Annotated in this window: 26 protein-coding genes; all 26 read right to left on the bottom strand. The window is 45.1% G+C overall.

Annotation, left to right across the window (positions count from 1 at the left end; translation table 11 throughout):
* Positions 1 to 4 precede the first annotated feature (4 nt).
* Positions 5 to 1342, bottom strand: coding sequence for a preprotein translocase subunit SecY (secY, locus tag HC229_RS13520; protein WP_191021027.1), 1338 nt, complete (start codon positions 1340 to 1342; stop codon positions 5 to 7).
* A 13-nt stretch (positions 1343 to 1355) separates the two neighbouring features.
* Positions 1356 to 1808 (bottom strand): 50S ribosomal protein L15, encoded by a 453-nt coding sequence (rplO, locus tag HC229_RS13525; protein ID WP_191021028.1) that lies wholly within the window; start codon positions 1806 to 1808, stop codon positions 1356 to 1358.
* Between the two features lie 10 nt (positions 1809 to 1818).
* Complete coding sequence (gene rpmD, locus HC229_RS13530) at positions 1819 to 2001, bottom strand: 50S ribosomal protein L30 (RefSeq protein WP_191021029.1); 183 nt, start codon at positions 1999 to 2001, stop codon at positions 1819 to 1821.
* Positions 2002 to 2012: 11 nt separating this feature from the next.
* Positions 2013 to 2537, bottom strand: a complete 525-nt coding sequence (gene rpsE / locus HC229_RS13535) for a 30S ribosomal protein S5 (protein WP_191021030.1) — start codon at positions 2535 to 2537, stop codon at positions 2013 to 2015.
* Positions 2538 to 2543: 6 nt separating this feature from the next.
* On the bottom strand, positions 2544 to 2897 hold the full coding sequence (gene rplR, locus HC229_RS13540; protein ID WP_191021031.1) for a 50S ribosomal protein L18: 354 nt from the start codon (positions 2895 to 2897) through the stop codon (positions 2544 to 2546).
* A 12-nt stretch (positions 2898 to 2909) separates the two neighbouring features.
* Positions 2910 to 3452, bottom strand: coding sequence for a 50S ribosomal protein L6 (gene rplF / locus HC229_RS13545; RefSeq protein WP_191021032.1), 543 nt, complete (start codon positions 3450 to 3452; stop codon positions 2910 to 2912).
* 19 nt (positions 3453 to 3471) lie between these two features.
* Positions 3472 to 3870 carry a 30S ribosomal protein S8 gene (rpsH, locus tag HC229_RS13550; RefSeq protein WP_191021033.1) on the bottom strand — a complete coding sequence of 133 codons (399 nt, stop codon included), beginning with the start codon at positions 3868 to 3870 and terminating at the stop codon, positions 3472 to 3474.
* Between the two features lie 133 nt (positions 3871 to 4003).
* Positions 4004 to 4273, bottom strand: a complete 270-nt coding sequence (rpsN, locus tag HC229_RS13555; protein ID WP_191021034.1) for a 30S ribosomal protein S14 — start codon at positions 4271 to 4273, stop codon at positions 4004 to 4006.
* Between the two features lie 3 nt (positions 4274 to 4276).
* The gene (gene rplE, locus HC229_RS13560) at positions 4277 to 4828 is read right to left on the bottom strand and encodes a 50S ribosomal protein L5 (protein ID WP_191021035.1); all 552 of its coding nucleotides are present in this window, start codon (positions 4826 to 4828) and stop codon (positions 4277 to 4279) included.
* Between the two features lie 2 nt (positions 4829 to 4830).
* A complete protein-coding gene (gene rplX, locus HC229_RS13565; RefSeq protein ID WP_191021055.1) occupies positions 4831 to 5145 on the bottom strand; it encodes a 50S ribosomal protein L24 in 315 nt (104 codons plus the stop codon).
* Positions 5146 to 5156: 11 nt separating this feature from the next.
* Complete coding sequence (gene rplN, locus HC229_RS13570) at positions 5157 to 5525, bottom strand: 50S ribosomal protein L14 (RefSeq protein WP_007803649.1); 369 nt, start codon at positions 5523 to 5525, stop codon at positions 5157 to 5159.
* A gap of 2 nt (positions 5526 to 5527) precedes the next feature.
* Positions 5528 to 5788: a 30S ribosomal protein S17 gene (gene rpsQ / locus HC229_RS13575; protein ID WP_191021036.1), complete on the bottom strand. Its 261-nt coding sequence runs from the start codon at positions 5786 to 5788 to the stop codon at positions 5528 to 5530.
* Positions 5789 to 5800: 12 nt separating this feature from the next.
* Positions 5801 to 5992 (bottom strand): 50S ribosomal protein L29, encoded by a 192-nt coding sequence (gene rpmC, locus HC229_RS13580; RefSeq protein ID WP_191021037.1) that lies wholly within the window; start codon positions 5990 to 5992, stop codon positions 5801 to 5803.
* Between the two features lie 18 nt (positions 5993 to 6010).
* Complete coding sequence (rplP, locus tag HC229_RS13585) at positions 6011 to 6436, bottom strand: 50S ribosomal protein L16 (RefSeq protein ID WP_191021038.1); 426 nt, start codon at positions 6434 to 6436, stop codon at positions 6011 to 6013.
* A 23-nt stretch (positions 6437 to 6459) separates the two neighbouring features.
* Positions 6460 to 7227, bottom strand: coding sequence for a 30S ribosomal protein S3 (gene rpsC / locus HC229_RS13590; RefSeq protein WP_191021039.1), 768 nt, complete (start codon positions 7225 to 7227; stop codon positions 6460 to 6462).
* Positions 7228 to 7233: 6 nt separating this feature from the next.
* A complete protein-coding gene (gene rplV / locus HC229_RS13595; RefSeq protein WP_191021040.1) occupies positions 7234 to 7647 on the bottom strand; it encodes a 50S ribosomal protein L22 in 414 nt (137 codons plus the stop codon).
* 6 nt (positions 7648 to 7653) lie between these two features.
* Entirely contained in the window at positions 7654 to 7932 is a 279-nt protein-coding gene (gene rpsS, locus HC229_RS13600) for a 30S ribosomal protein S19 (protein WP_191021041.1), read from the bottom strand.
* A gap of 6 nt (positions 7933 to 7938) precedes the next feature.
* Positions 7939 to 8763, bottom strand: a complete 825-nt coding sequence (gene rplB, locus HC229_RS13605; protein WP_191021042.1) for a 50S ribosomal protein L2 — start codon at positions 8761 to 8763, stop codon at positions 7939 to 7941.
* A 12-nt stretch (positions 8764 to 8775) separates the two neighbouring features.
* Complete coding sequence (rplW, locus tag HC229_RS13610) at positions 8776 to 9066, bottom strand: 50S ribosomal protein L23 (protein ID WP_191021043.1); 291 nt, start codon at positions 9064 to 9066, stop codon at positions 8776 to 8778.
* Positions 9067 to 9073: 7 nt separating this feature from the next.
* Positions 9074 to 9703 carry a 50S ribosomal protein L4 gene (gene rplD / locus HC229_RS13615; protein ID WP_191021044.1) on the bottom strand — a complete coding sequence of 210 codons (630 nt, stop codon included), beginning with the start codon at positions 9701 to 9703 and terminating at the stop codon, positions 9074 to 9076.
* Positions 9703 to 10320 carry a 50S ribosomal protein L3 gene (gene rplC, locus HC229_RS13620; protein ID WP_191021045.1) on the bottom strand — a complete coding sequence of 206 codons (618 nt, stop codon included), beginning with the start codon at positions 10318 to 10320 and terminating at the stop codon, positions 9703 to 9705. Before rplC ends, rplD begins: the two co-directional genes overlap by 1 nt.
* Positions 10321 to 11304: 984 nt before the next feature.
* Positions 11305 to 11610, bottom strand: coding sequence for a 30S ribosomal protein S10 (gene rpsJ / locus HC229_RS13625; protein ID WP_169528673.1), 306 nt, complete (start codon positions 11608 to 11610; stop codon positions 11305 to 11307).
* Positions 11611 to 11621: 11 nt separating this feature from the next.
* On the bottom strand, positions 11622 to 13778 hold the full coding sequence (gene fusA, locus HC229_RS13630; protein WP_191021046.1) for an elongation factor G: 2157 nt from the start codon (positions 13776 to 13778) through the stop codon (positions 11622 to 11624).
* Between the two features lie 6 nt (positions 13779 to 13784).
* Complete coding sequence (gene rpsG / locus HC229_RS13635; protein ID WP_176005649.1) at positions 13785 to 14261, bottom strand: 30S ribosomal protein S7; 477 nt, start codon at positions 14259 to 14261, stop codon at positions 13785 to 13787.
* Positions 14262 to 14348: 87 nt separating this feature from the next.
* Complete coding sequence (gene rpsL, locus HC229_RS13640; RefSeq protein ID WP_169528676.1) at positions 14349 to 14732, bottom strand: 30S ribosomal protein S12; 384 nt, start codon at positions 14730 to 14732, stop codon at positions 14349 to 14351.
* Between the two features lie 64 nt (positions 14733 to 14796).
* A partial coding sequence (locus HC229_RS16625) for a hypothetical protein (protein ID WP_223845614.1) occupies positions 14797 to 15027 on the bottom strand: 231 nt, incomplete at its 5' end.

The raw sequence follows: 15027 nt of genomic DNA on the forward strand, positions 1-15027 counted from the left end.
AAAATTAAGCTACCGCTTTTCTGTTTTTACCGCTTTTCATCAAACCGTCATAATGTTTGTTCAGCAGGTAGGAGTTGATTTGTTGGATGGTATCGATGGCGACACCTACCATGATGATCAACGAAGTACCTCCGAAGAACATTGCCCAGGCTTGTTGTACGTTCAGCACACTTACCAAAATCGCAGGGAAAATAGCGATCAAAGCAAGGAACAAAGATCCCGGGAAAGTAATCAATGACATAATGTGATCAAGATAATCGGATGTTTCCTGTCCCGGACGAACGCCTGGAATGAAACCGCCGCTTCTTTTCAAATCATCGGCCATCTTGTTCGTAGGAACCGTGATCGCGGTGTAGAAGTACGTAAAGAGTACGATCAACAACCCGAATACCACGTTGTACCACAAACCGAACATGTTGCTGAACTCTCCTGCGATAGACTGTGACGTCTCGGACTGTGAAAGTCCTGCAAGTGCGGCCGGGATGAACATGATCGCCTGGGCGAAGATGATCGGCATGACGCCGGCAGCGTTGAGTTTCAGCGGAATCCATTGACGGTTTCCATCCTGTTCGAACTCGCCTGACACCGTTCTTCTGGCATACTGCACCGGGATACGGCGAACCGCCATGACCAGGAGTACACAAGAGATGATGACGAGCAGCCATACGATGACTTCGATAACCAAGATCATCGGTCCGCCGTTGTTGTTCGTGATCGTAGAGGTGAATTCCTGGAAGAACGCCTGTGGAAGACGCGCGAGGATTCCGACCATGATCAATAGGGAGATACCGTTTCCGATTCCTTTGTCGGTGATTTTTTCTCCAAGCCACATCGCGAAGATGGTACCTGTCGAAAGGATCAATACCGAAGAGAAAAGGAAAGAGAACGAGTCAAATCCCATAAGGAAAGCCTCACCCGGCAATGTACGGTACAAGTTATAGATATAACCTGGTCCTTGTACAAGCGTGATCAGGATCGTCAGCCAGCGTGTGATCTGGTTGAGCTTCTTGCGTCCGCTTTCGCCTTCTTTTTGTAGTTTCTGAAGATAAGGAATAGCGATTCCCATCAACTGAACCACGATGGAGGCAGAAATGTACGGCATGATCCCAAGGGCGAAAACCGATGCTTTCGAGAAAGCACCTCCCGTGAACATATCAATGATAGATCCGATACCTTTTTCTGTCTGGCCTGCCAAACTGTCCAGTGCCGTAGCGTCGATCCCCGGAAGGGTAACGTGCGCCCCGAATCGGTAAACCAACAGCAACATCAACGTAAAAGTGATGCGGTTGCGGAGTTCGTCGATTTTCCAGACGTTAGCTAATGATTCAAAAAATTTCTTCATCGTGCCAGATTGATTACAGTTCTATAGCTTCGCCTCCGGCAGCCTCGATGGCAGCTTTTGCGGCAGCAGTGAATTTGTGAGCGCTTACTTTAAGTTTAGCTTTCAATTCTCCTCTTCCAAGGATTTTCACAACCTCGTTCTTAGTAGCCAGACGGTTCGAAACGATTGCAGCGAAATCTACAGTGTCCGTAACGATATTGTTGTCTACCAAAGCCTGGAGCGTGTCAAGGTTGATCCCCTGATACTCCACACGGTTGATGTTCTTGAAACCGAACTTAGGCACACGGCGTTGCAATGGCATTTGTCCACCTTCGAAACCGATCTTGCGGGAGTAACCCGAGCGAGACTTGGCTCCTTTGTGTCCGCGTGCAGCAGTTCCACCTTTTCCGGAACCTTCACCGCGACCTACGCGCTTATTCTGATTATGAGTTGAGCCTTCAGCAGGCTGCAAATTACTTAGATTCATAACAGTGGTGTTAGTTTGATTCCTCTACGGAAACCAAGTGTTTAACTTTGTTTATCATCCCAAGGAGGGCAGGATTTGACTCATGCTCCACAACTTGTCCGACTCTTTTCAATCCCAAAGCGATGAGACCTCTTTTTTGAGTTAGCGGGCAGTTGATTTGACTCCTAACTTGTTTTACTATTAGTTTTGCCATGATTCCTGTTATTAGCCTTTAAACACTTTCTCAAGCGATACACCGCGCTGTTTTGCGATAGTGTGTGCGCTTCTCATCTGAAGCAAAGCATCGAAAGTTGCTTTCACCACGTTGTGAGGGTTAGACGATCCTTGTGACTTTGACAATACGTCGTGAACACCAACCGACTCCAATACGGCACGTACCGCACCACCGGCGATAACTCCCGTACCGTGAGACGCTGGCATCAAAAATACGCGCGCACCACCAAATTTTCCTTTTTGCTCGTGTGGAACGGATTGTCCGGCCAATGGGATTTTCACCAAGTTTTTCTTAGCGTCTTCTACCGCTTTCGCGATCGCTTCAGAAACGTCTTTTGATTTACCCAAACCGTGACCTACAACACCATTCTCGTCACCAACGACTACGATAGCGGAGAACCCGAAGGCACGTCCACCCTTAGTAACCTTGGTCACACGGTTTACAGCTACCAGACGGTCTTTCAATTCGAGTCCGCTTGGCTTTACGATTTCTACGTTTTTGTATGTATGATACATGATCTCTTAGAATTTAAGCCCGGCTTCTCTCGCGCCTTCTGCTAGTGATTGAATACGTCCGTGGTACAAGTTCCCTCCGCGGTCGAAGGCAACTTCGGTGATACCCGCTTTCAACGCTTTCTCAGCAACTGCTTTACCTACGGCGTTAGCCTTCTGGGTTGCAGTTCCATTGGCGTCGAAACCTTTGTCTCTTGAAGATGCAGCAAGTAGCGTAACACCATTCACGTCGTCGATTACCTGAGCGTAGATCTCTTTGTTGCTACGGAAAATAGCGAGTCTAGGCTTTGTGGCCGTTCCGTTCACAATCTTTCTGATTCTGAACTTGATCCTTTGTTTTCTCTCGGATTTAGTTAATGACATAATTACTACTTATTAAGCTGATTTACCTGCTTTTCTTCTCAATACTTCACCTACGAACTTCACACCTTTTCCTTTGTAAGGCTCAGGGCGACGGAATCCGCGGATCTTAGCTGCTACTGCACCCAAAAGCTGTTTGTCGAAAGACGTAAGCTTGATGATAGGGTTCTTTCCTTTTTCAGAAACAGTCTCTACTTTAACTTCCGGAGCGATATCCATCACGATGTTGTGGGAGAAACCAAGCGCAAGGTCCAGTTTCTGGCCTGTGTTGGAAGCCCTGTAACCAACTCCTACTAGTTCTAGGTCTTTGGTAAATCCGGTAGAAACACCGATTACCATATTATTGATCAACGAACGGTACAAACCGTGCTTGGATCTCTGATCTTTGTCGTTAGCTGAACGCTCAACGATTACCTGGCCTTCCTCAACTTTCACGTCTACATCTGCAAACTCCTGAGTTAGTTGGCCCAATTTTCCTTTTACAGTTACGATACCGTCTTTAACGTCGACAGTAACTCCTGCAGGAATAGTAACTGGATTCTTTCCTATTCTTGACATTGTGTTTCGTCTTTAAAGATTAGTATACGTAACAAACTACTTCACCTCCAACGTTGAGTTGCTTGGCTTGCTTCCCGGTCATAAGACCTCTTGAAGTCGAAACGATAGCGATACCCAATCCGTTGAGGATACGTGGAAGGTTGGAAGCACCTGCGTACTTGCGTAGACCTGGTTTACTGATTCTCTGGATGTCTTTGATGACCGGCTCTTTAGTATCTTTATCGTACTTAAGCGCGATCTTGATGGTTCCCTGAACTTTGTCATCCTCGAATTTGTAGCTCAAGATATAACCTTGATCGAACAAAATCTTGGTGATTTCCTTCTTCATCTTAGAAGCGGGGATTTCCACCACTTTGTGGTTTGCGGCCACAGCGTTACGGACTCGTGTGAGGTAGTCCGCGATTGGATCTGTATACATTTATATAAAATTGCGGTTATGGTATTTGACAGCACCACACTGGCAAACCTGTAACCAATTAAACTCGTTAAAAATATGTTAAAATTTCCTCTTGAGCGTAAATTCTTACAAACAAGAGGAAATTTTAATCAAATTACCAGCTGGCTTTCTTTACACCTGGGATCAAACCCGAGTTGGCCATCTCACGGAATGTGACGCGAGATATACCGAACTGGCGCATGTAACCTCTTGGTCTTCCGGTCAATTTGCAACGATTGTGCAAACGGACAGGCGAAGCGTTTCTCGGTAATTTTTGCAAACCTACGTAATCTCCAGCTTCTAACAAAGCTTTACGTTTTTCTGCATACTTATCAACCGTCTTTTGACGCTTCACCTCACGGGCTTTCATTGATTCTTTAGCCATGTCTTAGTTCTTTTTAAATGGTAATCCTAGTTCAGCCAAAAGCGATTTTGCTTCCTTGTCCGTAGCGGCAGATGTCACGAAAGTGATATCCATTCCGGAAATCTTGTTCACCTTGTCGATGTCGATTTCAGGGAAGATGATCTGCTCGGTTACACCAAGGTTGTAGTTTCCGCGTCCGTCGAAACCTGAAGCGCTGATTCCGTTGAAGTCACGTACTCGTGGCAACGAAGCGGTGATCAAACGATCGAGGAATTCATACATACGCTCTCCGCGCAAGGTTACTTTGGCACCAATCGGCATTCCTTTTCTCAATTTAAAAGAAGCGACGTCTTTCTTGGAGATGGTAGAAACTGCTTTTTGACCAGTGATTTTGGTTAATTCGTCTACTGCGTAATCGATCAATTTCTTGTCAGAAACGGCAGCACCTACTCCACGGCTCAAAACGATTTTCTCAAGTTTTGGAACTTGCATTACGTTTTTATAACCGAATTCTTCCTTCAGGGCAGAGACAACGCGATCTTTGTACTCCTGTTTTAGTCTTGGGATATAAGCCATGATTAGATTACTTGATTAGATTTTTTAGAAAAACGAACTTTTTTGTTTCCTTCGATACGGAAACCTACTTTAGTAGTAGATTTCGTCTTAGCGTCAACCAAAGCGAGGTTGGACACATGGATAGGAGCTTCTTTCTTCACGATACCGCCCTGTGGGTTTTTCGCGCTCGGCTTGGTGTGTTTCGACACCATGTTCACGCCTTCTACTACCGCTTTGTTTTTCTCACGGTAAACGCGAACGACTTTGCCCTCAGAACCTTTGTGGTCACCTGCGATAACGCGAACGATATCTCCTGATTTAATTTTAAGCTTTGTCATCATTGTAAAAATTAAAGCACTTCAGGTGCCAGTGAAACGATTTTCATGAATTGTTTCTCACGAAGTTCTCTTGCAACCGGACCAAAAACACGGGTTCCTCTCATTTCGCCCGCAGCGTTCAAAAGAACACAAGCGTTATCGTCGAAACGGATGTAAGAACCGTCGGCTCTTCTAACCTCTTTTTTGGTACGTACAACAACTGCAGTCGATACAGCACCCTTCTTCACGTTTCCGTTTGGAGTGGCATCTTTAATCGAAACTACGATCTTATCTCCGACAGAGGCGTAACGACGTTTCGTTCCACCAAGCACACGGATCGTAAGAACTTCTTTCGCTCCGGTGTTGTCTGCTACTTTTAATCTTGATTCCTGTTGTACCATAATTACTTCGCTCTTTCAATGATTTCAACTAATCTCCAGCATTTCGTCTTAGACAATGGACGTGTCTCAGAGATACGTACGGTGTCGCCAACGTTGCAGTCATTTTTCTCGTCGTGTGCGTGATACTTTTTAGTTTTCAACACGAACTTACCGTATAGTGGGTGCTTTACGCGTTTTGTCTCAGCAACAACGATAGATTTCTCCATCTTGTTCGAAGTAACGACCCCTATTCTTTCTTTTCTTAAATTTCTTGTTTCTTCCATCTTTCGGGCAGATTATTGTTGTGCTCTTTTTGCGATCTCAGTGTTCAATCTTGCGACTGTTCTTCTGACGCTTCTGATTTGAAGCGGGTTCGCGATAGGGGAAATGGCGTGGGCCGAAGTCAATTCAGCATACGATTTCTTAGTTTCGGTGAGCTTCTCCTGCAATTGCTCTGCAGAAAGATCTTTAATTTCAGATTGTTTCATTTTTTCTACAGATTAAGATTAAGCTTCGAAATCCCTTGCTACAACAAATTTAGTCTTGACCGGAAGTTTCTGGGCTGCAAGGCGCAAAGCCTCTTTTGCAACCGACAAAGGAACTCCTCCGACTTCAAACATGATTTTTCCAGGCTTGACAACGGCTGCCCAATATTCAACGGCACCTTTACCTTTACCCATACGTACCTCAAGAGGTTTCTTTGTGATTGGTTTATCCGGGAAAATCTTGATCCACAATTGTCCTTCACGTTTCATGAAACGGGTTGCAGCGATACGCGCAGCCTCGATTTGGCGTGAAGTCAGGAACATTCCTGTCTCGTGTACTGATTTAATTCCGAACATACCGTTTGAAAGTTCATGCCCTCTTTGGGAAAGACCCTTCATTCTACCTTTCTGTACCTTGCGGTACTTGGTTCTTTTCGGCTGTAACATTTTTCTACTTTACCTTAAGTTAATTACTTTCTTTTACGAGGTCCACCGGATTTGTTGTCTCCTCCTCTGCGGTCGTTGTTCGGCTTGCGGTCTCCGCGTGGGGCGTCGCCACCTTTTCCACCGGATTTCTGCTTGTCCATACCAACTAGCGGAGAAAGATCTCTCTTTCCGTAAACTTCGCCTTTCATGATCCAGACTTTGATACCCATACGACCGTAAGTCGTGTGAGCTTCCGCCAAAGCGTAGTCAATGTCGGCCCTGAAAGTCGACAATGGAATACGACCTTCTTTGAAATTTTCCGAACGTGCCATTTCAGCTCCGTTCAAACGACCTGAAATCTGAACCTTGATCCCTTCGGCGTTCATACGCATAGAGGCTGCGATAGCCATCTTAATGGCACGACGATAAGAGATACGGCTTTCGATTTGACGCGCGATGCTTGATGCAACCAAGAACGCATCGAGCTCAGGACGCTTGATCTCAAAGATATTGATCTGAACTTCCTTGTCGGTAATCTTCTTAAGCTCTTCTTTCAACTTGTCTACCTCCTGGCCGCCTTTCCCGATGATGATACCAGGACGTGCAGTGGTGATAGTAACGGTTACAAGCTTCAAAGTTCTCTCGATGATCACTTTTGACACACTAGCCTTCGATAGACGAGCATGAACGTACTTACGGATCTTGTGATCTTCGGCTAGTTTATCGCCGTAATCGTTTCCTCCGTACCAGTTTGAATCCCAACCTCTGATAATACCAAGGCGATTCCCAATTGGATTAGTCTTTTGTCCCATGCTTGCTTATGAATTAACTTGTGTGTTATCGGTTTGTCCCAAAACAACAGTTACGTGGTTGGAACGTTTTCTGATTCTGTGTGCACGACCCTGTGGAGCCGGACGAAGTCTTTTCAACATCATCCCGCCGTCAACGCGGATCTCCTTGATGAACAACCCAGCGTCTTCCATACTTGCATCCGGGTTTTTCGCTTGCCAGTTGGCAATGACCGAACGAACCAAAGTTTCAAGTTTACGAGACGCCTCTTTCTGGCTGAATCTCAAGATATTTAGTGCATGACCTACCTTTTGGCCTCTAACCAAGTCAGCTACCAGGCGCATTTTGCGAGGTGAAGTAGGGCAATTGTTCAATTTCCCAAAGGCCAACGACTTGTTAGCTTCTTTGATAGCTTCCGCTCTTTCTCTTTTACGAACTCCCATGACTTCTTATTTTTTACCTTTGTTTTTAGCACCTGCGTGACCGCGGAATGAGCGGGTAGGCGAAAATTCTCCTAGTTTGTGGCCCACCATGTTCTCGGTAACATAAACCGGAACGAATTGGCGACCATTGTGGACAGCGATTGTCTGGCCCACGAAATCAGGCGTGATCATAGAAGCGCGAGACCAAGTCTTCACCACTCCTTTGTTGCCTTTTTCAGCGTTTTCAAGAACTTTCTTCTCTAGTTTATAGTGTACGAAAGGTCCTTTTTTTAATGAACGTGCCATGTTTTATTATTTCTTTCTGCGTTCTACAATATACTTATTGCTCGGATTAGCCTTAGCACGAGTTCTGTAACCTTTAGCCGGAAGACCTTTGCGTGAGCGTGGGTGACCTCCTGAAGAGCGTCCTTCACCACCACCCATCGGGTGATCAACAGGGTTCATGGCAACTGGTCTCGTACGAGGACGACGGCCCAACCAACGCGAACGTCCAGCCTTACCTGAAACGACCAATTGGTGGTCAGAGTTGGAAACGGCGCCAATCGTAGCCGAACAAGTCAAAAGAATCAAACGAGTCTCTCCTGAAGGCATTTTGATTGTAGCGTATTTCCCGTCACGCGCCATCAATTGAGCGAATGTTCCGGCTGAACGAGCGATGACCGCTCCCTGTCCCGGACGCAATTCGATACAAGAGATAACCGTACCCAATGGAATTTTGCTAAGTGGCAACGTGTTCCCGATTTCCGGCTGCGCGTTCTCTCCAGACATTACCGTCTGGCCGACCTGCAATCCGTTTTGAGCAATTACATACGTTTTGGCTCCATCGGCGTAAGCCAACAAAGCGATGAACGCAGTTCTGTTCGGATCGTACTCGATTGACTTCACCGTTGCAGGAACTCCTGCTTTAGTGCGTTGAAAATCGATGAGACGATACCTTTTCTTGTGACCACCGCCTGTGTAACGCATGGTCATTTTACCTTGACTATTTCTACCTCCAGAGTTTTTTATCGGTGCTAGCAAAGAGCGCTCCGGCTTATCAGTCGTGATAGTGTCAAAGCTATTCACAACTCTAAATCGCTGACCCGGGGTAATAGGTTTTAATTTTCTAACTGACATTTTCGTATCCTATTAGATATTGTTATAAAAATCGATTGTGTCACCCTCCTTAACCTCGACGATAGCTTTTTTGAAAGCGTTTGTCTTGGCACTGATCATTCCACTTTTAGTGTATTTCACAGAGCGGTCAGGGCGTACATTCATAGTGTTCACTCCTACTACAGTTACGCCGTAAGCAGCTTCAACAGCTTTTTTGATTTCCACTTTATTGGATTTCTTGCTCACTACGAAACCGTAACGGTTCGAAAGCTCGGTTTGACGGGTTACTTTTTCAGTAACTATCGGTTTGATTATGATACTCATCGCCTTCTTATTTACTTAGATTCTCAACAATTCCTTCCAAAGAACCTTCAAGAAGCACTACATTATTCGCGTTCAAAATCGCGTAAGTACTTAGTTCAGAAGAAGTTACAACACTTGAACTCTTCAAATTACGAGACGACAAATATACATTTTTATTGGCATCACCCAACACGAACAATGACTTTTTGTTGTCTAACCCTAAAGCTTTCAATACGTTGATGAAATTTTTAGTGTTTGGAACGTCGAAGTTGAAATCTTCAAGAACGACAAGACTGTTGTCCTGAACTTTCGCCGAAAGCACCGACTTACGAGCCAAACGCTTCAGGTTTTTGTTCAATTTGAACGAATAGCTTCTCGGACGTGGCCCGAAAATAGTTCCTCCACCTTTGAACAATGGGTTCTTGATAGATCCGGCACGAGCCGTACCTGTTCCTTTTTGTTTTTTGATCTTACGGGTAGAACCTGTTACTTCAGCACGTTCTTTCGCTTTGTGAGTTCCCTGGCGTTGGTTGGCCAAGTATTGCTTCACATCGAGGTAAACGGCGTGTTTGTTCGGCTCGATCCCGAAAACGGATGCGTCCAGGCTAACTGTACGTCCGGTTTCTTTTCCGCTGATATTTAAAACTTTTACGTCCATTACTTCTGAATGATTAGGTAAGAGTTTTTGTGTCCCGGAACCGCACCTTTAACCAAAATAAGGTTCTTGTCGGCTACGACTTTCAATACTCTCAAGTTTTGTACTTTAACATTTTCTCCACCTGTACGTCCTGCCATGCGCATTCCTTTGAATACACGTGAAGGATAAGATGAAGCTCCCACAGAACCAGGTGCGCGCAAACGGTTGTGCTGACCGTGAGTCGCCTGACCCACACCACCAAAACCATGACGCTTTACAACACCTTGGAAACCTTTACCTTTTGAAACGCCTTGAACGTCTACAAATTCACCTTCTGCGAAAATAGTTACGTCAATGACGTCACCTAATTTCTGTTCTGTTGCGAACTCTTGAAATTCAACGACCTTCTTTTTGGCAACCGTTCCAGCTTTCTTGAAGTGACCTTCAGCAGCTTTCGTAGTGTGCTTTTCAGATTTGTCATCGAAACCAAGTTGCAACGCTTCATACCCGTCGACCTCGTTGGTTCTGACTTGGGTAACCACGCATGGTCCTGCCTCAATCACGGTACAAGGGATGTTTTTCCCGTTCTCGTCAAAGATGCTGGTCATGCCGATTTTTCTTCCAATTAACCCAGACATAAAAACTAATTAATTATTAAACAATTGATTTCAAAACAGCAATACGCTATTTTTTGAGCGTGCAAATATAGAGATTAAGATTTATTAAACAAAACGTAATTCGTTTGTTTTCAAAAGATTCTTTAAAAACATCGATAAAAGGTGGACGTTGGTTGCAAATACCTGAAAACTGAGGGTTTTCCGAATTTCGAATTGCTTTTTTTTAATGATGTGGATTCGGACGTTACATGGGTTTAAAGTTGCGAGATTTGAGCATTGTTCGCCGGACACTTTGGTTTAAAGTTGTTGTCGTTGGTTTTTTTTGTGTTTATTGTGGGGATGATTGAAGTGGAGTTGCGGATAGGATTGGGCGGATATTAGGGGATTTTAAGATTTTTGGCAGATTTTCTGTACTTGGCTAATTGCTAATTCGGATATTTTTACGGGTGGGTGGTGGCGGCTTTTTAATGACCTCAATTCTACAGAAATTACTTACAACTCATTTCTTTGCCCCTCGCCAATCCGAAACTTACAAATGTTAACCTTTCTCCTCACTCCAAACCGTAACCCACAAACACAAAGCACCGACTTAAACCTCAAGCCTGAAGCGTAACTTCAAACCTTAAACTTCAAACCTTAACCTTAAACCTTAACCTTAACCCGCAAACACAACACACCAACTTCAAACCTCAAGCCTTGGACCTAAAAGTTCAAACTTCAAACCTTAAACCTCCAACCTTAAACTTTAAACTTTAAACCTTAAACCTCCAATTTTAAACTTTAAACCTTAAACTTTAAACCTCAAACTTTAAACCTCAAACTTCAAACCTTAAACTTCAAACCTTAAACCTCCAACCTTAAACTTCAAACCTTAAACCTCCAACCTTAAACTTTAAACCTTAAACTTTAAACCTTAAACTTTAAACTTCAAACCTTTAACCTTAAACAAAAAAAATGACCGGCCGAAACCGATCATTTCCAAAAAATTTTATCTGTCCTGTATTATCAGACCTTGATTTCAACTTCAACACCGCTAGGCAACTCAAGCTTCATTAGAGCATCGATTGTCTTGGATGATGAAGAGTAGATGTCGATAAGTCTCTTGTAAGACATTACCTCGAACTGCTCACGCGCTTTTTTGTTGACGTGCGGAGAACGCAACACCGTAAAAAGCTTCTTGTTCGTTGGCAAAGGAATCGGACCTGTTACGACAGCGCCTGTGCTCTTTACCGTTTTTACGATCTTCTCGGACGACTTGTCAACAAGCATGTGATCGTAAGATTTCAGTTTTATTCTGATTTTTTGACTCATTTTCTTAAAGATTAGGCGTTACCTTTTGCTTTTTTGATTACAGCTTCCGAAATGTTGGCTGGTGTCTCGGCATAGTGTGAAAACTCCATTGTTGATGTTGCACGGCCTGAAGACAATGTTCTCAATGTTGTAACATATCCGAACATTTCAGAAAGCGGCACATCAGCTTTGATTGTTTTTGCACCATTTCTGTCACCCATGTCGTTCACTTGTCCGCGACGACGGTTGATATCACCTACGATATCTCCCATGTTCTCTTCCGGAGTGATGACTTCCATTTTCATGATAGGCTCCAAAACGATAGCACCTGCAGCTTTCGCTACTTCGCGGTATCCAAGTTTAGCAGCCAATTCAAAAGAAAGCGCATCGGAATCGACCGGGTGGAACGATCCGTCAAGCAACGTCACTTTCAAACTATCAACCTGGTAACCGGCCAAAGGACCTTGTTTCATCGCTTCGCGGAAACCTTTCTCTACAGAAGGGATATATTCCTTAGGAACGTTACCACCTTTAACTGCGTTGACAAACTGCAATCCGACAGGAACTTTACCATCGACTTCTTCAGCAGGCTCCAATTTGAATACGATGTCACCGAATTTACCGCGACCACCTGATTGCTTCTTGTACACCTCTCTGTGTTGAGCGGCTTTCGTGAAAGCTTCTTTGTATTCAACCTGAGGCTCGCCCTGGTTAACTTCCACTTTGAACTCGCGCTTCATACGGTCGACAAGGATGTCAAGGTGAAGCTCACCCATACCTGAAATGATCGTTTGTCCTGAAGCTTCGTCCGTACGAACGGTAAACGTTGGATCTTCCTCGGCCAATTTAGCCAAAGCCATACCCATCTTATCGACGTCGGCCTTGGTTTTAGGCTCGATCGCGATACCGATTACCGGCGCAGGGAATTTCATTGATTCAAGGATGATCGGATGTTTCTCGTCACACAAAGTATCTCCGGTCTTGATATCCTTAAATCCGACAGCAGCCCCAATATCACCTGCCTCGATATATTCGATTGGGTTTTGCTTGTTGGCGTGCATCTGATAGATACGGGAAATACGCTCTTTGCTTCCTGAACGTGTGTTCAAGACATAAGAACCAGCGTCAAGACGTCCTGAGTACGCACGGAAGAATGCCAAACGACCAACGAACGGGTCAGTAGCGATCTTAAATGCCAAAGCAGCGAACGGCTCTTTTACGTCTGGACGACGCAAGATTTTAGTTTGGTCTTCTTCCAACAAATCAGCATCGTCAGGGTGAATTCCCTGGATACCTTCTTTGTCAAGCGGAGAAGGCAAATATTTACAAACCGCGTCAAGCATGAACTGAACTCCTTTGTTTTTGAAAGAAGAACCAGCGATCATCGGGATGATGGCCATGTCCATAGTTGCAGCGCGAAGTGCGTTGTTGATTTCCTCTTCAGTGATTGAATCCGGATCTTCCATGTACTTGTCAAGCAAGTTCTCATCGTAATCGGCCACAGCCTCGATAAGGATATCTCTGTATTCTTTCACTTCGTCCACCATATCCGCAGGGATGTCGATGATATCGAAAGTAGCGCCTTGAGTTTCATCATGCCATACGATAGCCTGATTCTTCACCAAATCCACAACTCCTCTAAAATCAGCCTCGTCACCGATAGGCAACGTGATCGCCACGGCGTTGGACTTCAACATGTCGCGAACCTGCTGGCACACTCCAAGGAAGTTAGATCCCTGACGGTCCATTTTGTTCACGAATCCCATACGTGGAACGCGGTACTGGTCAGCAAGCCTCCAGTTCGTCTCCGATTGCGGCTCAACACCGTCAACCGCACTGAACAAGAAAACAAGGCCATCCAATACGCGAAGCGAACGGTTTACCTCTACGGTAAAGTCAACGTGTCCCGGAGTATCGATGATGTTGAAGTGGTAAGGCATACTCTCAGGAGTCACTTTACCTTGGTTTGTCGGGAAGTTCCACTCGCATGTCGTAGCAGCCGAAGTGATCGTGATACCACGCTCCTGCTCCTGCGCCATCCAGTCCATCGTTGCGGCTCCATCGTGAACCTCACCGATCTTGTGCGACTTTCCGGTATAAAATAGGATACGCTCCGTTGTCGTAGTCTTACCTGCGTCAATGTGGGCAGCGATCCCGATATTTCTCGTGTATTTTAAGTCTCTTGCCATTTCTGATTAGAATCTAAAGTGAGAGAATGCTTTGTTAGCTTCTGCCATCTTGTGAGTATCCATACGTTTTTTCACGGCAGCTCCTTCTTCTTTGGCAGCAGCCAAAACTTCGTTAGCCAAACGCTGCGCCATCGATTTCTCGTTGCGGCGACGTGCGTAAAGGATCATCCATTTCATCGCCATGGAAATCTTGCGATCCGGGCGAATTTGCATTGGAATCTGGAACGTAGCCCCACCAACACGACGCGAACGCACTTCAACGTGCGGCATTACGTTAGTCAAAGCATCTTTCCAAATTTCTAGTGCTGATTTCTCAGCGTCCTGCTTCTTAGACTCCACGATATCAATCGCATCGTAGAATACTTTGAAGGCAGTCGATTTTTTACCGTCCCACATCAAATTGTTGACAAAACGTGTTACCAACTGGTCATTGAAACGCGGATCTGGTAAAAGAGGTCTTTTTTTGGCCTGTCTTTTTCTCATTTCTTAAAGTTTTTGCCGAATGAAAGCTGCCGAATGCCAGGCGACGCATCGCCGGACACCTGACCTCAGTCATTTGACGTTTTTAAATTACTTTTTTGCGTCTTTAGGGCGCTTTGCTCCGTATTTCGAACGACGTTGTGTACGGCCTGCAACACCAGAAGTGTCAAGCGCACCGCGCACAATGTGATAACGAACTCCCGGCAAATCTTTTACCCTTCCGCCCCTAACTAATACTATCGAGTGCTCTTGGAGGTTGTGTCCTTCTCCTGGGATGTATGCGTTCACCTCGTTCCCGTTAGTCAAACGTACACGCGCTACTTTACGCATCGCGGAGTTTGGCTTTTTAGGAGTCGTGGTGTAAACACGCGTACAAACGCCACGTCTTTGAGGACATGAATCCAATGCAACCGATTTAGACTTCTTAGTTATCTGGGTTCTTCCAGTTCTTACTAATTGTTGAATTGTTGGCATAATGTTTACTAAAAAATTTTACGATTCTAATTCCCGCTATTTACGGGGATGCAAAGGTAGCTAATTATTTTAATGGAACAAATCTTAACTGATTAATTTTCATAGCTGTTTGATTTAGCTTCACGGCGTTTGTCCGTTTGCGTTTGTCGATTTGCCGATTCGTAAATCTGGGCGCGCCGGCGGCGATTCCCGTGTAGGACGCAAAATCGGTCACGACAGCACTTTCAGGCGAACGCCGCGCCGCCGTCAGGCTGTCCGCTATATCTTTAAAGTTTAGGGGCGGCCTGCGGCCGCC

The organism is Flavobacterium selenitireducens, assembly GCF_014748335.1.
GTDB lineage: Bacteria > Bacteroidota > Bacteroidia > Flavobacteriales > Flavobacteriaceae > Flavobacterium > Flavobacterium selenitireducens.

Bases quoted from the DNA above. Each gene is read 5' to 3' on its own strand.
- secY (WP_191021027.1), bottom strand. From the start codon at position 1,342: ATGAAGAAATTTTTTGAATCATTAGCTAACGTCTGGAAAATCGACGAA.
- rplO (WP_191021028.1), bottom strand. From the start codon at position 1,808: ATGAATCTAAGTAATTTGCAGCCTGCTGAAGGCTCAACTCATAATCAG.
- rpmD (WP_191021029.1), bottom strand. From the start codon at position 2,001: ATGGCAAAACTAATAGTAAAACAAGTTAGGAGTCAAATCAACTGCCCG.
- rpsE (WP_191021030.1), bottom strand. From the start codon at position 2,537: ATGTATCATACATACAAAAACGTAGAAATCGTAAAGCCAAGCGGACTC.
- rplR (WP_191021031.1), bottom strand. From the start codon at position 2,897: ATGTCATTAACTAAATCCGAGAGAAAACAAAGGATCAAGTTCAGAATC.
- rplF (WP_191021032.1), bottom strand. From the start codon at position 3,452: ATGTCAAGAATAGGAAAGAATCCAGTTACTATTCCTGCAGGAGTTACT.
- rpsH (WP_191021033.1), bottom strand. From the start codon at position 3,870: ATGTATACAGATCCAATCGCGGACTACCTCACACGAGTCCGTAACGCT.
- rpsN (WP_191021034.1), bottom strand. From the start codon at position 4,273: ATGGCTAAAGAATCAATGAAAGCCCGTGAGGTGAAGCGTCAAAAGACG.
- rplE (WP_191021035.1), bottom strand. From the start codon at position 4,828: ATGGCTTATATCCCAAGACTAAAACAGGAGTACAAAGATCGCGTTGTC.
- rplX (WP_191021055.1), bottom strand. From the start codon at position 5,145: ATGACAAAGCTTAAAATTAAATCAGGAGATATCGTTCGCGTTATCGCA.
- rplN (WP_007803649.1), bottom strand. From the start codon at position 5,525: ATGGTACAACAGGAATCAAGATTAAAAGTAGCAGACAACACCGGAGCG.
- rpsQ (WP_191021036.1), bottom strand. From the start codon at position 5,788: ATGGAAGAAACAAGAAATTTAAGAAAAGAAAGAATAGGGGTCGTTACT.
- rpmC (WP_191021037.1), bottom strand. From the start codon at position 5,992: ATGAAACAATCTGAAATTAAAGATCTTTCTGCAGAGCAATTGCAGGAG.
- rplP (WP_191021038.1), bottom strand. From the start codon at position 6,436: ATGTTACAGCCGAAAAGAACCAAGTACCGCAAGGTACAGAAAGGTAGA.
- rpsC (WP_191021039.1), bottom strand. From the start codon at position 7,227: ATGGGACAAAAGACTAATCCAATTGGGAATCGCCTTGGTATTATCAGA.
- rplV (WP_191021040.1), bottom strand. From the start codon at position 7,647: ATGGGAGTTCGTAAAAGAGAAAGAGCGGAAGCTATCAAAGAAGCTAAC.
- rpsS (WP_191021041.1), bottom strand. From the start codon at position 7,932: ATGGCACGTTCATTAAAAAAAGGACCTTTCGTACACTATAAACTAGAG.
- rplB (WP_191021042.1), bottom strand. From the start codon at position 8,763: ATGTCAGTTAGAAAATTAAAACCTATTACCCCGGGTCAGCGATTTAGA.
- rplW (WP_191021043.1), bottom strand. From the start codon at position 9,066: ATGAGTATCATAATCAAACCGATAGTTACTGAAAAAGTAACCCGTCAA.
- rplD (WP_191021044.1), bottom strand. From the start codon at position 9,703: ATGGACGTAAAAGTTTTAAATATCAGCGGAAAAGAAACCGGACGTACA.
- rplC (WP_191021045.1), bottom strand. From the start codon at position 10,320: ATGTCTGGGTTAATTGGAAGAAAAATCGGCATGACCAGCATCTTTGAC.
- rpsJ (WP_169528673.1), bottom strand. From the start codon at position 11,610: ATGAGTCAAAAAATCAGAATAAAACTGAAATCTTACGATCACATGCTT.
- fusA (WP_191021046.1), bottom strand. From the start codon at position 13,778: ATGGCAAGAGACTTAAAATACACGAGAAATATCGGGATCGCTGCCCAC.
- rpsG (WP_176005649.1), bottom strand. From the start codon at position 14,261: ATGAGAAAAAGACAGGCCAAAAAAAGACCTCTTTTACCAGATCCGCGT.
- rpsL (WP_169528676.1), bottom strand. From the start codon at position 14,732: ATGCCAACAATTCAACAATTAGTAAGAACTGGAAGAACCCAGATAACT.